Below are 15,536 nucleotides of genomic sequence, written 5' to 3'. Positions count from 1 at the left end.
ATGCAAAAACACTCTTTGATTGCAGTGGCGGTCGCGTTCCTCGCCGCGGGTTGCACGATGGCGCCGAAGTACGAGCGTCCGGCCGCGCCCGTGCCGGGGGCCTTCCCGACCGGCGGCGTGTACGAAACGCAGCCGGGCGCGACCCAGCCGGGCGGGGGGCGGCCGGGTGCAACGGGCGCCGCGCGCAGCGCGAATGGTCAGGTTGCGGCCGATATCGGCTGGCGTGATTTCTTCGTCGACGCGCGTTTGCAGCGGCTGATCGAAATCGCGCTGAAGAACAACCGCGATCTGCGCGTGTCGGTGCTGAATATTCAGGCGTCGCAGGCGCAGTATCAGATCGCCCGCGCGGCGCTGTTCCCGACGCTCAACGCGGCGGCGTCGCAAACCAGACAGCGCACACCGAAAGATCTGACGTCGACTGGCCTGACGATCTCCAACTCCTACTCGGTCGGTCTGAACGCCTCGTGGGAAATCGACTTCTTCGGGCGGATCCAGAGCCTGAAGGACCAGGCGTTGGCTCAGTACCTGGCCACTGCTCAGGCGCGCAAGGCGGCGGAAATCTCGCTGGTGTCGCAGGTGGCGAATCAGTACCTGACAGTGCTCGAACTCGACGATCTGCTGAAAGTCACGCAGGGCACGCTGAAGACCGCGCAGGAGTCGTACCGGATCACCAAGCTGCAGTTCGATACCGGCACCGGTTCGGAACTCGATTTGCGGCAGTCGCAAACGGTGGTCGAGCAGGCCAACGCGAACTTGCAGTCGCAGGCGCGTCTGCGGGCTCAGGCTGAGAATGCGCTGGTGCTGCTGATCGGCGAACCGTTGCCGGCCGATCTGCCGCCGGGCTCGACGCTCGACAACCAGAATCTCCTCACGGATATTCCGGCGGGCTTGCCGTCCGATCTGCTGACGCGTCGGCCGGACATCGCCGAAGCCGAGGAGAATCTGCTCGCGGCCAACGCGAACATCGGAGCGGCACGTGCGGCGTTCTTCCCGAAGGTTTCGCTGACCGGCAGTTTCGGCACGCTCAGCCCCACGCTCGGCGGTCTGTTCAAGCCGGGTTCGGCGGCGTGGAGCTTCGCGCCGTCGATCACGCTGCCGATCTTCGAAGGCGGCCAGAACAAGGCCAATCTCGATCTCGCCCACGTGCAGAAGAACATCCAGATCGCCACGTACGAAAAGGCAATCCAGACGGCCTTCCGCGAAGTGGCGGACGGACTGGCGGCACGCGGCACGTACGATCAGCAGATCCAGGCGCTGGAGCGCAATACCTTTGCCGAACAGCGCCGGCTGGATCTGTCGAATCTGCGTTATACGAACGGCGTCGACAGCTATCTGTCGGTGCTGACCGCGCAGACCGATCTGTATTCGTCGCAGCAGTTGCTGGTTACCGCGCGGATGCAGCGTCTGCAGAACCTGGTCACGCTGTATCAGGCTCTGGGCGGCGGCTGGATCGAACGGGCCGGCGAGCAGCCGCGTCCCGCCGATGCACCGGTCGATTATGGCGCGGCAAGCGCACCGGTGGCGGCTTCGGCAGCCACCGCGGGCTAAGTCTCGTAGCAGCCGGCGCGCGGGGCGGGTTTCTGTTGCAGGGAAGCCGCCTCACGCAGCCAGCAATAAAAAAACGCCACGGCATGCCGTGGCGTTTTTGTTTGGGTGCGCTGCGCTCGCTTGTGCGGCTCTGGCTATCTGGCTATCGACACTCAATGCAAGTCCGCCGCCCGCAGCATCTCGTCGCGCTGCGGTTCATGGCCGCCGCGTCCGCCGAAATCATGTCCTGCCCGGCGAATTTCGCTCTTCGCTTTCTTCTCGCTCCTGACGCCGTTGAAGATCAGGTTCAGCACGACCGCCGACACCGATGCCAGCAAGATCCCGCTATGCAGGAGCGGCGACAGCGCAGGTGGCAGCTTCGAGAAAAAGTGCGGCGACACCACCGGCACCAGACCCAGACCGATGCTCACCGCGACGATGAACAGGTTGTCGTGGTTCTTCACGAAGTCGACCTTCGACAGCACCTTGATGCCGTTCGCCGCGACCATCCCGAACATCACGATGCCCGCGCCGCCGAGCACGAAGGCCGGCACCGACGCCACTACCTGCGCCATCTTCGGGAACAGACCCAGCAGCACCAGGATCACGCCGCCCATCGCGCACACAAAGCGGCTCTTCACGCCGGTCACGCCGATCAGGCCGACGTTCTGCGAGAACGAAGTATGCGGGAACGAGTTGAAGATGCCGCCGATCAGCGTGCCGAGACCGTCGACGCGCAGGCCGCGCACCAGCGTCTTCTGATCGACCGGACGATCGACCATGTCGCCGACCGCGAGGAACATGCCGGTCGATTCGATGAAGGTCACGAACATCACGGTGACCATCGTCGCGATCGAGAGCGGATCGAAATGCGGCAGACCGAAGTGGAACGGCATCACGAAGCCGACCCACGGTGCGTGCGTGACGCCGTCCATGTTGACGCGACCGAGCACCAGCGCGATCACGAAGCCCGCCACGATGCCGAGCAGCACTGAGATGTTGGCGATAAAGCCCTTGGCGAACCTGTTGATGAGCAGAATCAGCATCAGCACGACCAGCGACAGGCCCAGATAGATCGGATTGCCGTAGTCAGGATTGCCGACCCCGCCGGCCGCCCAGTTGATGCCCACCTCCATCAGCGACAGGCCGATCACCGAGATCACCACGCCGACCACGACCGGCGGAAAGAAGCGCAGCAGCTTGCCGATCGCGGGCGCGAGGATGATGCCCACCACGCCCGCCGCGATCGTCGAGCCGAAGATGTCGAGAATGCCGAGTGAAGGATTGGTGCCGATCGCGACCATCGGGCCGACGGCGGCGAACGTGCAGCCCATGATGACCGGCAGACGGATGCCGAAGATCCACAGACCGAGCGTCTGAATCAGCGTGGCGATGCCGCAGGAAAAGAGATCGGCGCTGATCAGGAACGCGATCTGGTCTTTCGGCAGTTTGAGCGCCGCGCCGATAATCAACGGCACCGCAACCGCGCCTGCGTACATCACCAGAACGTGCTGAATGCCGAGCGTGAGCAACTGGCCCGCGGGCAGCCGTTCGTCGCACGGGTGAACCGTGTTCGATTGCATATCGTCTCTCTCCACCATCTCGTTTTGGGATGGCTCCAAGGTATGCGGAACGAAAAAGTGCAACAAGACCGCTGGGGCCTATTCCGGTCTTCCCGGCGACGATATGCGTGAGGGCCATTTGAAAGCCAAAAGAAATGCGCGCACCGCGCAAAACGGCGGCGAGCCCTATGCAGCGGTGGCACGTGGCGGCGCGCGGCGTCGTCCGACTCAATCGGATATGTGTGAGAATCAATGAGGTATATCTGGCTTTGCGCATAGTGCTGTTTTCGTGCGGCCCGCGGCGTAGCGGGGTTAACCCGCGAATCCCCACGAATCCCCGCGAATCGCGGTTTTGCGCGCGAGTTCGGGCGTGCTTTCGGAGCGGGCCCGCGATGATGGAAAATGCAGCATTCCCGGCACCTTCAGCGTGCTTATTCCCCTGACCAACCTGGCGTTTTTCCGCTCATGAGTTTTCTTGGCATCGACCTCGGCACCGGCTCCCTCAAAGTAGCAATCGTCGACGAAAACGGCCGCGAGCAAGCGGCGGCGAGCGTCGCTTATGCGCTCGATACGCCGCATCCAGGTTGGGCGGAAACGTCGGTGCAAACCTGGTGGCGCGCACTGTGCGAAGCGGCGGCGCACCTGCCCGCCGGTCTGCGCCGCGAGGTTCGGGCGATCGGCTTCTCCGGACAGATGCACGGTGTCGTGTTGATCGGCGCCGATGGCGAAGCGGTGCGCCCCGCGATGCTCTGGCCCGACACGCGCGCCTTGGCGTTGCTCGATCTATGGCCCGAGCCTCAACCCAATCCGGTTGCGCCCGGCATGGCCGGTCCGTTGCTGCGCTGGATCGTCCAGCATGAACCGCAGTCCGCGCATAAGACGCGTTGGGCGTTGCAACCGAAGGACTGGTTGCGCGTCGCATTGGGCGGCGTGGTTGCGACCGATCCGTCCGATGCCTGCGCGACCGCGCTCGCCGATCCCGCGGGCGTGTGGGATCGCGCGTTGCTCGAGCGGCTCGAATTGCCGCATGAATGGTTTGCGCCGTTGGCGCCCTCGTATGCGGCGGGTGGCGTGTTGTCAGAGCCGGCCGCGCAAGCGCTCGGTCTGCGCGCCGGTATCGTGCTCGCAACCGGCGCGGCCGATACGCCATGCGCGGCGCTCGGCAGCGGTCTTGCTCGCGACGGCGATGCGCTGCTCACCACCGGCACCGGCGGACAGATCGTCGTGCTCGCCGAACACGCGCCCGGCGCGGTGAGAGGTCTGCATCGTTATCGCGCGGCGAGCGATCACTGGTATCGGATGGCGGCGATGCAAAACGTCGGCGTCGCGCTCGAACGTGTGCGCGGCTGGCTGTCGTATGAATGGGCCGATGCCTATCGGGATGCATTCAGTGATGCATTCGGCGATGCTGTCGGCAACACTGATACCGCCGCGGCAGGTCTCACGTTTTTGCCGTACCTCACCGGCGAGCGCACGCCCTGGCTCAATCCGGCGGCGCGTGGCGGCTGGCTCGGCCTTGCACTCGACCACACGCGCGGCACGATGATGCGGGCGGCCTTCGAAGGCGTTGCGTTCTCGTTGCGCGCCGGGCTCGATGCGATTCGTCAGAGTGGCGCGACGGTCAGCACCTTGAAGCTGGCCGGCGGCGGTTCCGTCGATGCGCGCTGGCGGCAGTTGCTCGCCGACGCGCTGAACGTCGAGTTGCATGCGGTCGATTGCCCCAACGCGGCGCCGCGCGGCGCGGCGATTCTCGGCGGCCTGGCGAGCGGCCACTGGCAGGCGGGCGATCTTGCGGGACTGGCTCCGGGCGCAACGCGTGTCGCCGGTCCGCGAGGCGATGCGGCGCTTGCCGAACGTTACGCGCGCTTTCTCGATCTCTATGGCCGCGTCGAAACCTGGTTCGGTGAAACCGGCTGTCCGCAACAGGCCGTCCGTGACTGAGCGCCCGCGAGTGGCGCTCCGCAACCGGGCCTCCGCAACCGGGCCTCCGCAACCGGGCCGTCCGCAACCGAGCCGTCCGCAACCGGGCCTCCGCAACCAGGCCGTCCGCAACCGAGTCTCCGCAACCGGCCCTGCGCAGCCAGTCCGATGTCACGTTCAGACAATGCCGCGACGCACTTTGCAATACCATTACGGCTTTCGTGCGCTAAGTTAGCCGTGGGCACGCGTTGCCGCGTACGAGCGACAACATCCGTGCGCGACGTGGCACGCCAATTAACTGCAGCAGCCGAACCGCGACACCGGCGCGCCGCGAGATAGTCCGCCGCGACGCGCCACGCATTCACAGACTCACAGGAGCATTCACGATGAAGACCAAAGCAGCAATCGCATGGAAAGCCGGCGCCCCGTTGACGATCGAGGAAGTGGATCTGGAAGGTCCGCGCGCCGGTGAAGTGCTGATCGAAGTGAAGGCGACGGGCATCTGTCACACCGACTACTACACGCTGTCCGGCGCCGACCCGGAAGGCCTCTTCCCGGCAATTCTCGGTCACGAGGGCGCGGGCGAGATCGTCGATGTCGGCCCGGGCGTCGGCACGCTGAAGAAGGGCGATCACGTGATTCCGCTCTACACGCCGGAATGCCGCCAGTGCAAATTCTGCCTGTCGCGCAAGACCAACCTCTGCCAGGCGATCCGCGCGACGCAAGGCAAGGGTTTGATGCCCGATGCTACGTCGCGTTTCTCTCTGGATGGCAAGCCGCTGTTTCACTACATGGGCACGTCGACGTTTTCGAACTACATCGTCGTGCCGGAAATCGCGGTTGCGAAGGTGCGTGAAGACGCGCCGTTCGACAAGATCTGCTATATCGGCTGCGGCGTGACGACGGGCGTGGGCGCCGTCGTGTATTCGGCGAAGGTCGAGGCGGGCGCGAACGTGGTGGTATTCGGTCTCGGCGGCATCGGCCTGAATGTGATCCAGGGCGCGAAGATGGTCGGCGCGGACAGGATCATCGGCGTCGACATCAATCCGGGCCGCGTCGAACTCGCCAGGAAGTTCGGCATGACGCACTTCATCAACCCGAACGAAGTCGAAAACGTCGTCGATCACATCGTGCAACTCACCGATGGCGGCGCCGATTACTCGTTCGAGTGCATCGGCAATACGAAGGTGATGCGCCAGGCGCTGGAGTGCACGCACAAGGGCTGGGGCCAGTCGTTCATCATCGGCGTGGCGGCGGCGGGCGAAGAGATCAGCACGCGGCCGTTCCAGCTGGTGACAGGCCGCGAGTGGAAGGGCTCGGCGTTCGGTGGCGCGCGCGGGCGCACCGACGTGCCGAAGATCGTCGACTGGTACATGGAAGGCAAGATCAACATCGACGACCTGATCACGCACCGTCTGCCGCTCGAACGCATCAACGAGGGCTTCGACCTGATGAAGAAGGGCGAGTCGATCCGCTCGGTCGTGCTGTACTGATCCGGCTCGGAGAAGGAAGATGGCGATGCTAGAACTTTTGTCGTCGCACGCCTGCCACGGCGGCGAACAGCGCATCTATAGGCACGACTCACAGACCATCGGTCTGCCGATGCGCATTTCAGTGTATCTGCCGCCGCAGGCCCTGCAGGCCAACGCGAACGTGCCTGCGCTGTTCTATCTCGCGGGCCTGACCTGCACGGAAGAAACCTTTCCGATCAAGGCCGGCGCGCAGCGCTTCGCGGCGCAGCACGGCATCGCTTTAGTCGCGCCGGACACGAGTCCGCGCGGCGCAGGCGTGCCGGGCGAAAGCGCGGCGTGGGACTTCGGCGTGGGCGCGGGTTTTTACGTCGATGCCACGCAGCAACCGTGGGCGAAGCACTATCGGATGTACTCGTACGTGCGGGATGAGTTGCGCGAAACGGTGCTCGCGAGTCTGCCGGTGGACGGCACGCGCCTCGGCATCTTCGGGCATTCGATGGGCGGTCACGGCGCATTGATGCTGGCGCTGCGCAACCCGGCGATCTACCGCTCGGTGTCGGCGTTCGCGCCGATCGCCGCGCCCTCACGGTGCCCTTGGGGCGTGAAGGCATTCAGCGGTTATCTGGGCGAAGACCGCGAGACGTGGAAGCAGTACGACTCGAGCGAGCTGATCGCACAGGCGTCGCACAAGTTTGCGGCAGGGATTCTGGTCGATCAGGGACTGGCGGATCAGTTTCTCGCCGAGCAGTTGAACCCCGACGTGTTCGAAGCCGCTTGCAAGGCGGCAGGGCAGCCGCTGTCGCTGCGCCGTCACGCAGGCTACGACCACGGTTACTACTTCATCTCGACCTTCATCGAAGATCACATCGCGCATCACGCGAAGGTGCTGCTCGGTTGAAATGCTGCGGAACGATAGCGACGGCATGTAAGCGTGCCGCCGCTATTTCCACGAGCTCCACGAGCGCGATTCAACGCCGCCTCAGCAAACTCCCGCCATACACTACCGCCGACAGCACAGTGATCCAGAAGCTCGTCGGCCAGTCGGTATAGAACGCCAGCGTCAGACCCAGCCACGCCTGCACCAGCGCGAACACGGCGGCGAGCACGAGACCGGTCGAGAGTCGCGTCGATATGTTTTGCGCCGCGGCGGCCGGGCCGACCATCAGCGTGAACACCAGCAGCACGCCCACGATCTGCGTACACGCGGCCACCGCCAGCGCCGCGATCGCCAGAAACAGCACCGACACCAGACGCAGCGACACACCCTTGGCTTCGGCCAATTCCGGTTGCAACGAAGCGAATAGCAGCGGCCGCATGATCGCCGCGAGCGCCAGCAAACTGACCACGCCCAGACCCGCGAGCACGCCGAGCGTCGACGCGTTCACGCCGAGCACATTGCCGAACAGGAGTGCGGTGACTTGCGTCGCGTAGGCGGTGAAGAAGTGCAGGAACAGCAAACCGAAGCCGAGCGAGAGCGACAGGATCACACCGATCGCCACATCGCGTCCGGCGAGGCGCTCGCCGAGGGCGCCCATGCCGACGCCCGCGGCCAGCGTGAAGCCGATCATCCCCCAGATCGGCGAGATGCCGATCAGAACCGCACCGGTCGCGCCGGTGAAGCCGACGTGCGACAGCGCGTGACCCGCAAAGGTCTGTCCGCGCATCACCAGAAAATAGCCGACCACCCCTGACAGCAGCGCGACGATCCCCGACGCCGCGAACGCGTTCACCATGAAATCGTATTCAAACATCGTGCGTGTGTCCGTCGCGTGAGTCGTGCTGGTGTGAGTGACCATGAGCGTGGCCATGGGCATGCGAATGCGCGTGGCCGCCGTTCTCGTCCTGTTCGTGCTCGTGATCGTGCTTTTCGACTTCGACGTCGCCCGACATCACGAAGATGCGGCCGTTCACGCGCATCACGTCGATCGGCGAACCGTACAGGCGCGACAGCACCGGTCTGGTAATCACTTCATCGACGGTGCCGAGCGCGGCGACACCGCTGCCGAGATACAGCACGCGATCGAGCGAGTTCAGCAGCGGATTCAGTTCGTGCGCTGAAAACAGCACGGCGATGCCGAGTTCCTGCTGCACGCGCCGCACCAGTTCGACCACGCTCTTCTGATGATGCGGATCGAGGCTGATCAGCGGTTCATCGAGCAGCAGCAGTTTGGGATTGCCCAGCAGGCATTGCGCAAGCAGCAAGCGCTGACGCTCGCCGCCCGACAGTTCCGACAACGGCCGCTCCGCCAGCTTGCGCCCGCCCACCAGATCCAGCACGCGCTCGACATCCGCGCGGGTTGTGCTGTCAGCATGCGGCAGGCCCCAGCGGTGTCCGTCCGCGGCCATCGCGACGAAATCGCGGCCACGCACGCGGCGCCCGGCAAGCGCGCTACGCGTTTGCGGCATATAGCCGATCGACGCATTGCCGCGCTCGACCGATTTCCCCAGCACGCGAATCGCGCCGCTGACCGCCGGTACGAGGCCGAGCACGGCGCGCATCAGCGTCGTCTTGCCCGCGCCGTTCGGCCCGAGCACACCGATGAATTCGCCCTGGTTCACCACGAAGCCGGTGTCGCGCAGAATCGCGCGACCGCCGAGTTCCAGCGTCACGTGCTCGAGTTCGAGCACAGGCGCGTTGCTTCCTGTATGGTCTGATGCATTGGCAGGGGGATGGGCTGGCGCGCTGCGGCCAGTTGCATTCATTACGTTTTTCCTTTGGTGGCGGAGGCACTCGCGCCGCCGGCGTCGCCCGCGGCCAGCGCCTTGGAGAGCGCGTCGAGCTGCGTCAGCATCCACGTTTGATAGGTCTTGCCGGCCGGTTCGGTTTCGGTGACGCTCATGGCCGGCACCTTCGATTGCTGCGCGAGCTTCAACATGCGTTTGGTCAGGGCCTCGGTTGCCTGGCTGTTATAGATCAGAACGCGCACGCGCTTTTCGCGCAGATCGCGTTCGAACGCGGCGATATCGGTCGCGCTTGCTTCAGTACTGTTCATCGTCGCCATCTGGAAGGGCAGATTGCGCATCGTCAGGCCCACCGCGTCCGACATATAGCCGAACACCGGCTCGGTCGCCGTCACCGGCACGCCCGCGTAGCGGCCGTGCAGCTCGGCGACCTTGGCGTCGATCGGTTTGAGCGAATCGAGAAACTTCGCGAGGTTCGCATCGTACGCCGACTTGTGCGCCGGGTCAGCCGCGACGAGCGCCGCGCTCACTGCGCGCGCTACCGCCGGCATCGTCGACGGTTCGTACCAGAGATGCGGATTGTCGCCGCTTTTCTTGCCGACGAGATCGGCGGCGACGATCGTGGTGCGCTTCGCGCTCTTCGAGGCGGCCAGCAGTTTGGCCATCCACGGATCGTAATCGGCGCCGTTGTAGACCACAAGGCTCGCATGCTGCAACGCGCGCGCGGTCTTCGGGCTGGCTTCGAACAGATGCGGGTCCTGATCCGGATTGCTGAGGATGCTGGTTACCTCGACCCGGTCGCCGCCGAGCTGCTGCACCACATCGCCGTAGAAATTTTCCGCCGCGACCACCGGGATTTTCGCCTCTGCGGCGAGCGCGCCATGACCGAGCGCCAGCGCGGCAGCGCCCGCGGCTACGTACTTGGACAGCTTCAGCGCACGGCGCGCCTCGTTCCACAGCGAGCCGATTATTTTCATCGTTGTTCCCTGTTGCGTGAGAGTTGAATGAACGATCTCCGCGTATATCTGGCGCCGCAGCGGCGTGAGCCCGAGACGGTGCGCGGCGGCGTGCGCTTCGGCATGCGCGAGCCGCACGGCGTGGTGTTCTGCAATCGTCGTAGCCATCGGCGCGGACCTCCTGACGAACTGGCAAGGCTTCGAAGCGAAGCGAGTTCGAAATGATATAACGTATCTCGAATTTTTGTCAGCGTCTCGAGCAGAAAGCGGATTGGCTGTTTGCGATTTCTCGTATTAGTGTGGATCGAGGTGGATCGAGCAGGCGCGAGGCGCTGGAATCCTGCCGCGCTGCACCATCGAAATCTGGTCGCGCGCCTTGACATGACCCTGTGCGTATCCGATCATTCGATCACTAACAGAGCAATTGTTCGCGCAATGAGCGTTCGCTCACTGCGCTTCAAGAAGCAAACCAACCGGAGACAAGCAGTGGCAGCACGATTGCAAGACAAGGTGGCCATTCTTACGGGCGCGGCAAGCGGAATCGGTGAAGCCGTGGCCCGCCGATATCTGGATGAAGGCGCGCGGGTCGTGCTCGTCGACGTGAAGCCGGCCGACAGCTTCGCGCATGAGCTGCTCGCCGCTTATGGCGACCGCGTCCTCGCGGTCAGCGCTGACGTGACGCGCCGCGACGACATCGAACGCATCGTGGCGAGCACGCTGGAGCGGTTCGGCCAGATCGATATCCTGTTCAACAACGCGGCGCTGTTCGATATGCGCCCGCTCCTCGACGAATCCTGGGACGTGTTCGACCGCCTCTTCGCGGTCAACGTGAAGGGCATGTTCTTCCTGATGCAAGCCGTCGCGCGGCAGATGGTCGAGCAGGGCCGCGGCGGCAAGATCATCAATATGTCGTCGCAAGCGGGCCGGCGCGGCGAGGCGCTGGTGTCGCACTACTGCGCGACCAAAGCCGCCGTGCTCAGCTACACGCAATCCGCCGCGCTGGCGCTCGCGCCGCACAAGATCAATGTGAACGGCATCGCGCCGGGTGTCGTCGATACGCCGATGTGGAACGAGGTCGATGCGCTCTTCGCCCGTTATGAAAACCGGCCGCTCGGCGAGAAGAAGCGTCTCGTCGGCGAAGCGGTGCCGCTCGGCCGCATGGGCGTGCCGGACGACCTGACCGGCGCCGCGCTGTTTCTCGCGTCGGGGGATGCGGACTACATCACCGCGCAAACCCTGAACGTCGACGGCGGCAACTGGATGAGTTGAGCCCGGAACATCGAACGAACCAGGAAACCACGGCAGAACAAACGCAGCACCACATAACGTACGTGAAAGGAGACAAGTCATGAAACCATCCCTCAAATCCGCGCTGAAGACGGTCGGCGCCGGCGCTGTCGCATGCGCCGCGCTGAACGCCTCGGCGGCCACGGTGACGATCGCCACGTTGAACAATCCGGACATGATCGAGCTGAAGAAGCTCTCGCCCGCTTTCGAGCAGGCGAATCCGGACATCAAGCTCAACTGGGTGATTCTCGAAGAAAACGTGCTGCGTCAGCGCGCCACCACGGACATCACGACCGGCAGCGGCCAGTTCGACGTGATGACGATCGGTGAGTACGAAACGCCGCAATGGGGCAAGCGCGGCTGGCTCACGCCGCTCACCGGCCTGCCCGCCGATTACGATCTGAACGACGTCGTGAAGACGGCTCGCGACGGCCTCTCGAGCGGCGGCCAGCTGTATGCGCTGCCGTTCTACGTCGAAAGCTCGATGACGTACTACCGCAAGGACCTGTTCGCGGCTAAGGGCCTGAAGATGCCCGATCAGCCGACCTATGACCAGATCGCGCAATTCGCCGACAAGCTCACCGACAAAGCCAACGGCATGTACGGCATCTGCCTGCGCGGCAAGGCGGGCTGGGGCGAAAATATGGCGTACAGCACGACGGTGGTGAACACCTTCGGCGGGCGCTGGTTCGACGAGAAGTGGAACGCGCAGCTCACGTCGCCGGAATGGAAGAAGGCGATCACGTTCTACGTCGATCTGCTGAAAAGAGACGGTCCTCCGGGAGCGAGCTCGAACGGCTTCAACGAAAACCTCACGCTGATGTCGTCGGGCAAATGCGCGATGTGGATCGACGCGACGGTGGCGGCCGGCATGCTCTATAACAAGCAGCAGTCGCAGATCGCGGACAAGGTCGGTTTCGCCGCGGCGCCGATCGCGGTCACGCCGAAGGGTTCGCACTGGCTGTGGGCATGGGCGCTGGCGATTCCGAAGTCGTCGAAGCAGACGGAAGCGGCGAAGAAGTTCATCACGTGGGCGACTTCGAAGCAGTACATCGAACTGGTGGCGAAGGACGAGGGCTGGGCTTCGGTGCCTCCGGGCACGCGTCACTCGACGTACGCGCGTCCTGAGTACAAGCAGGCTGCACCGTTCGGCGACTTCGTGCTGAAGGCGATCGAAACGGCGGACCCGGACCATCCGACGGCGAAGCCGGTGCCGTACACCGGTGTGCAGTTCGTCGGCATTCCTGAGTTCCAGTCGTTCGGCACGGTGGTCGGACAGAGCATCTCCGGCGCGATTGCCGGACAGATGACGGTCGATCAGGCGCTGGCAGCCGGTCAGGCAACCGCCGACCGCGCGGTCAAGCAGGCTGGGTATCAGAAGTAAGCCGCTCTGCAGGCAACCCAGTCACGTGAAACGCGCCGGCTGACGCCCGTCAGCCGGCTCATGCAGCACAGCGGGCCGTCCCGCCGGATTCGCCTTGCGCGACAGCGAAACCGTGTCGCGGCAGGCAAGGCGCCGGCCCGCGCATTACCGAACAGGTGGTCAACCATGCGTCATCTGCGCCTTCCTCTCATGCATGTCCATCCTCAGACAGAAAAAGAACGCGAAGTCCGTAAGGCCAATTCCGCCCGCTGGCTAGTCTCGCCGTCGGTCGGCGTACTGGTGCTGTGGATGGCGATTCCGCTCGCGATGACGATCTGGTTTTCGTTCTCGCGCTACAACCTGTTGAACCCGGATCTCAAGGGCTTCGCCGGTTTCGACAACTACAAGTTTCTCGCCGGCGATCCGTCGTTCGGACCGTCGATCGGGCACACCCTCGAACTGATCCTCTCGGTGCTGGTGATCACCGTGGTCGGCGGCGTGCTGATGGCGATCCTGTTCGACCGCAAGTTCTACGGTCAGGGCGTGGCGCGGCTGCTCGCCATCGCGCCGTTCTTCGTGATGCCGACCGTGAGCGCGCTGATCTGGAAGAACATGATCCTGCATCCGGTGTACGGCCTGATCGCGAGCGGCATGCGCGCGCTGGGCATGCAGCCGATCGACTGGTTCGCCGACTATCCGCTGACCGCCGTGATCATGATCGTCGCGTGGCAGTGGCTGCCGTTCGCGTTCCTGATCCTGTTCACCGCGATCCAGTCGCTCGATCAGGAGCAGAAGGAAGCGGCGCGCATCGACGGCGCGGGTCCGTTCTCGATGTTCTTCTACATCACGCTGCCTCACCTGAGACGGGCGATCGCGGTGGTCGTGATGATGGAGACGATTTTCCTGCTGTCGATCTTCGCCGAAATCTATACGACCACGGGCGGCGGTCCGGGCACCGCGACCACCATTCTGTCGTACCTGATCTTTTCGCTGGGCCTGCAACAGTTCGACGTCGGTCTCGCTTCGGCAGGCGGCATTCTCGCCGTGGTGCTGGCCAATATCGTGTCGTTCTTCCTCGTGCGGATGCTCGCGAAGAACCTGAAAGGGGAGTACGAAAAATGAGCCAAGTTGCCTCTACGCCGGCGTCGGCCGCGACGCCCGCTGTGTCCGTTACCGTACCGGCCAAGTCGCCGTTCGAGGGAATTCGCCGCGGCATTCCCGGCGCGATCGCCTGGCTGGTCGCGCTGCTGCTGTTCTTCCCGATCTTCTGGATGACGATCACCGCGTTCAAGACCGAGCAGCAGGCGTATTCGTCGTCGCTGTTCTTCATCCCGACGTTCGACAGTTTTCGCGAGGTGTTCGCGCGCAGCAATTATTTTTCGTTCGCATGGAATTCGGTGATGATCTCCGCGGGCGTGACGGTGCTGTGCCTGCTTCTCGCCGTGCCGGCCGCGTACGCGATGGCGTTCTTTCCGACGCGCCGCACGCAGAAAGTGCTGCTGTGGATGCTGTCGACCAAGATGATGCCGTCGGTCGGCGTGCTGGTGCCGATCTATCTGCTGTGGAAAAACAGCGGGCTGCTCGATACCGTGTCCGGTCTGATCATCGTCTACACGCTGATCAATCTGCCGATCGCGGTGTGGATGTCGTTCACGTACTTCGCCGAAATTCCGCGCGACATTCTCGAAGCCGGGCGCATCGACGGCGCGGTGACGTGGCAGGAAATCGTCTATCTGCTGATGCCGATGTCGCTGCCGGGGCTCGCATCGACAGCGCTCCTGCTGGTGATCCTGTCGTGGAACGAAGCGTTCTGGAGCATCAACCTGTCGAGCTCGCACGCCGCGCCGCTGACCGTGTTCATCGCGTCGTATTCGAGTCCTGAGGGGCTGTTCTGGGCCAAGCTGTCGGCGGCTTCGCTGCTGGCGGTCGCGCCGATCCTGATCGTCGGCTGGTTGTCGCAGAAGCAACTGGTGCGTGGCCTCACCTTCGGGGCGGTCAAATGACGGCAGCCAACTTCGCGCTGATCTGCGATTGCGACGGCGTGCTGATCGACAGCGAAGCCGTGGCGGCGCACATGCTGGTGCTCGAACTGGAAGCGCGCTGGCCCGATACCGAGGTCGAGCCGGTGGTGCTGCCACTGCTCGGCCTGCGTATCGAGAAGGTGCTGCAAGGCACGGCGGCGCATCTCGGCAAAAGCCTGTCCGCCGACGATATCGACGCGATTCGCCGCGCCGTGGAAGCGGCGGCGATGCAGGCGCTGGCGGTCGATGGCATCGAGGCCGCGCTGGCGCAGGTGCCGCTCGTCAAAGCCTGCGCGAGCAACAGCTTCCGGCCGTATGTGGAGACCGTGCTCGCGCGCACCGGCCTGGTCAGGTTTTTCGGCGAGCGCCTCTTTTGCGCTGATGCGGTGCCGAATCCGAAGCCCGCGCCCGACGTTTATCTGGCTGCCGCGCGAGGCCTTGGCCTCGCGCCCGCGGCGTGCCTCGTGGTGGAAGACAGCGTGACCGGCGTAACGGCGGCGAGCGCGGCGGGCATGACGGTGCTCGGCTTCATCGGCGGCGGTCATGCGGGCGATGCGCAAATCGACGCGTTGCATGCCGCAGGCGCGCGTCACGTATTCGACGACATGCAGCAATTACCGGAGCTGGTCGCGCAATGGACGCTAAGCGCGACGGCGGCCACGCCCTGAGCGCGGCATGAGACGGCGCATGTAAACGAAGCAACACGAAGCAACACGAAGCAACGCCGAACCAAGCAAAGCCGCTGA

General features: G+C 64.2%; 14 protein-coding genes. 10 read left to right on the top strand and 4 right to left on the bottom strand.

Annotation, left to right across the window (positions count from 1 at the left end; translation table 11 throughout):
- A complete protein-coding gene (locus tag AC07WT_RS17650; protein WP_494947937.1) occupies window positions 1-1,548 on the top strand; it encodes an efflux transporter outer membrane subunit in 1,548 nt (515 codons plus the stop codon).
- Window positions 1,549-1,700: 152 nt separating this feature from the next.
- Here AC07WT_RS17650 and AC07WT_RS17645 read toward each other — a convergent pair whose 3' ends face one another.
- Complete coding sequence (locus tag AC07WT_RS17645; RefSeq protein WP_494947936.1) at window positions 1,701-3,110, bottom strand: nucleobase:cation symporter-2 family protein; 1,410 nt, start codon at window positions 3,108-3,110, stop codon at window positions 1,701-1,703.
- 444 nt (window positions 3,111-3,554) lie between these two features.
- On the opposite strand from AC07WT_RS17645, the gene AC07WT_RS17640 reads away from it, so the two are divergent.
- The 3 genes from AC07WT_RS17640 to fghA all read left to right on the top strand — a co-directional run bounded on the left by AC07WT_RS17640 (window position 3,555) and on the right by fghA (window position 7,379).
- Window positions 3,555-5,030, top strand: a complete 1,476-nt coding sequence (locus AC07WT_RS17640; protein ID WP_494947935.1) for a xylulokinase — start codon at window positions 3,555-3,557, stop codon at window positions 5,028-5,030.
- Window positions 5,031-5,395: 365 nt separating this feature from the next.
- Window positions 5,396-6,502: an S-(hydroxymethyl)glutathione dehydrogenase/class III alcohol dehydrogenase gene (locus AC07WT_RS17635; RefSeq protein ID WP_494947934.1), complete on the top strand. Its 1,107-nt coding sequence runs from the start codon at window positions 5,396-5,398 to the stop codon at window positions 6,500-6,502.
- 25 nt (window positions 6,503-6,527) lie between these two features.
- Window positions 6,528-7,379: an S-formylglutathione hydrolase gene (fghA, locus tag AC07WT_RS17630; protein WP_494947933.1), complete on the top strand. Its 852-nt coding sequence runs from the start codon at window positions 6,528-6,530 to the stop codon at window positions 7,377-7,379.
- Between the two features lie 70 nt (window positions 7,380-7,449).
- On the opposite strand, the gene AC07WT_RS17625 is transcribed toward fghA, so the two are convergent.
- From AC07WT_RS17625 to AC07WT_RS17615, 3 genes are read right to left on the bottom strand one after another with little or no spacing between them, the layout of a single operon-like run.
- Window positions 7,450-8,232 (bottom strand): metal ABC transporter permease, encoded by a 783-nt coding sequence (locus AC07WT_RS17625; protein ID WP_492590447.1) that lies wholly within the window; start codon window positions 8,230-8,232, stop codon window positions 7,450-7,452.
- A complete protein-coding gene (locus AC07WT_RS17620; protein ID WP_494947932.1) occupies window positions 8,225-9,184 on the bottom strand; it encodes an ABC transporter ATP-binding protein in 960 nt (319 codons plus the stop codon). The genes AC07WT_RS17625 and AC07WT_RS17620 overlap by 8 nt, the downstream gene beginning before the upstream one ends.
- Window positions 9,184-10,140 carry a metal ABC transporter solute-binding protein gene (locus tag AC07WT_RS17615; protein ID WP_494947931.1) on the bottom strand — a complete coding sequence of 319 codons (957 nt, stop codon included), beginning with the start codon at window positions 10,138-10,140 and terminating at the stop codon, window positions 9,184-9,186. The genes AC07WT_RS17620 and AC07WT_RS17615 overlap by 1 nt, the downstream gene beginning before the upstream one ends.
- Window positions 10,141-10,167: 27 nt before the next feature.
- On the opposite strand from AC07WT_RS17615, the gene AC07WT_RS17610 reads away from it, so the two are divergent.
- The 6 genes from AC07WT_RS17610 (at window position 10,168) to AC07WT_RS17585 (ending at window position 15,458) form a co-directional block, all read left to right on the top strand.
- A complete protein-coding gene (locus AC07WT_RS17610; RefSeq protein ID WP_494947930.1) occupies window positions 10,168-10,344 on the top strand; it encodes a hypothetical protein in 177 nt (58 codons plus the stop codon).
- Between the two features lie 261 nt (window positions 10,345-10,605).
- Window positions 10,606-11,388, top strand: coding sequence for an L-iditol 2-dehydrogenase (locus tag AC07WT_RS17605; protein ID WP_494947929.1), 783 nt, complete (start codon window positions 10,606-10,608; stop codon window positions 11,386-11,388).
- 79 nt (window positions 11,389-11,467) lie between these two features.
- The gene (locus AC07WT_RS17600) at window positions 11,468-12,790 is read left to right on the top strand and encodes an ABC transporter substrate-binding protein (protein WP_494947928.1); all 1,323 of its coding nucleotides are present in this window, start codon (window positions 11,468-11,470) and stop codon (window positions 12,788-12,790) included.
- A 165-nt stretch (window positions 12,791-12,955) separates the two neighbouring features.
- Window positions 12,956-13,891, top strand: a complete 936-nt coding sequence (locus AC07WT_RS17595) for a carbohydrate ABC transporter permease (protein ID WP_492590451.1) — start codon at window positions 12,956-12,958, stop codon at window positions 13,889-13,891.
- Complete coding sequence (locus AC07WT_RS17590) at window positions 13,888-14,772, top strand: carbohydrate ABC transporter permease (protein WP_494947927.1); 885 nt, start codon at window positions 13,888-13,890, stop codon at window positions 14,770-14,772. Before AC07WT_RS17595 ends, AC07WT_RS17590 begins: the two co-directional genes overlap by 4 nt.
- Window positions 14,769-15,458 carry an HAD family hydrolase gene (locus AC07WT_RS17585; protein WP_492590453.1) on the top strand — a complete coding sequence of 230 codons (690 nt, stop codon included), beginning with the start codon at window positions 14,769-14,771 and terminating at the stop codon, window positions 15,456-15,458. The genes AC07WT_RS17590 and AC07WT_RS17585 overlap by 4 nt, the downstream gene beginning before the upstream one ends.
- Window positions 15,459-15,536 lie beyond the last annotated feature (78 nt).

The sequence above is a fragment of the Paraburkholderia sp. GW821-FHT02A12 genome, assembly GCF_059422005.1.
This window is presented reverse-complemented; position numbering and strand designations above follow the sequence as displayed.

What these genes read in the sequence shown, in the direction of transcription:
- AC07WT_RS17650 (WP_494947937.1), top strand. Translation starts at nt 1, where the DNA reads ATGCAAAAACACTCTTTGATTGCAGTGGCGGTCGCGTTCCTCGCCGCG.
- AC07WT_RS17645 (WP_494947936.1), bottom strand. Translation starts at nt 3,110, where the DNA reads ATGCAATCGAACACGGTTCACCCGTGCGACGAACGGCTGCCCGCGGGC.
- AC07WT_RS17640 (WP_494947935.1), top strand. Translation starts at nt 3,555, where the DNA reads ATGAGTTTTCTTGGCATCGACCTCGGCACCGGCTCCCTCAAAGTAGCA.
- AC07WT_RS17635 (WP_494947934.1), top strand. Translation starts at nt 5,396, where the DNA reads ATGAAGACCAAAGCAGCAATCGCATGGAAAGCCGGCGCCCCGTTGACG.
- fghA (WP_494947933.1), top strand. Translation starts at nt 6,528, where the DNA reads ATGCTAGAACTTTTGTCGTCGCACGCCTGCCACGGCGGCGAACAGCGC.
- AC07WT_RS17625 (WP_492590447.1), bottom strand. Translation starts at nt 8,232, where the DNA reads ATGTTTGAATACGATTTCATGGTGAACGCGTTCGCGGCGTCGGGGATC.
- AC07WT_RS17620 (WP_494947932.1), bottom strand. Translation starts at nt 9,184, where the DNA reads ATGAATGCAACTGGCCGCAGCGCGCCAGCCCATCCCCCTGCCAATGCA.
- AC07WT_RS17615 (WP_494947931.1), bottom strand. Translation starts at nt 10,140, where the DNA reads ATGAAAATAATCGGCTCGCTGTGGAACGAGGCGCGCCGTGCGCTGAAG.
- AC07WT_RS17610 (WP_494947930.1), top strand. Translation starts at nt 10,168, where the DNA reads ATGAACGATCTCCGCGTATATCTGGCGCCGCAGCGGCGTGAGCCCGAG.
- AC07WT_RS17600 (WP_494947928.1), top strand. Translation starts at nt 11,468, where the DNA reads ATGAAACCATCCCTCAAATCCGCGCTGAAGACGGTCGGCGCCGGCGCT.
- AC07WT_RS17595 (WP_492590451.1), top strand. Translation starts at nt 12,956, where the DNA reads ATGCGTCATCTGCGCCTTCCTCTCATGCATGTCCATCCTCAGACAGAA.
- AC07WT_RS17590 (WP_494947927.1), top strand. Translation starts at nt 13,888, where the DNA reads ATGAGCCAAGTTGCCTCTACGCCGGCGTCGGCCGCGACGCCCGCTGTG.
- AC07WT_RS17585 (WP_492590453.1), top strand. Translation starts at nt 14,769, where the DNA reads ATGACGGCAGCCAACTTCGCGCTGATCTGCGATTGCGACGGCGTGCTG.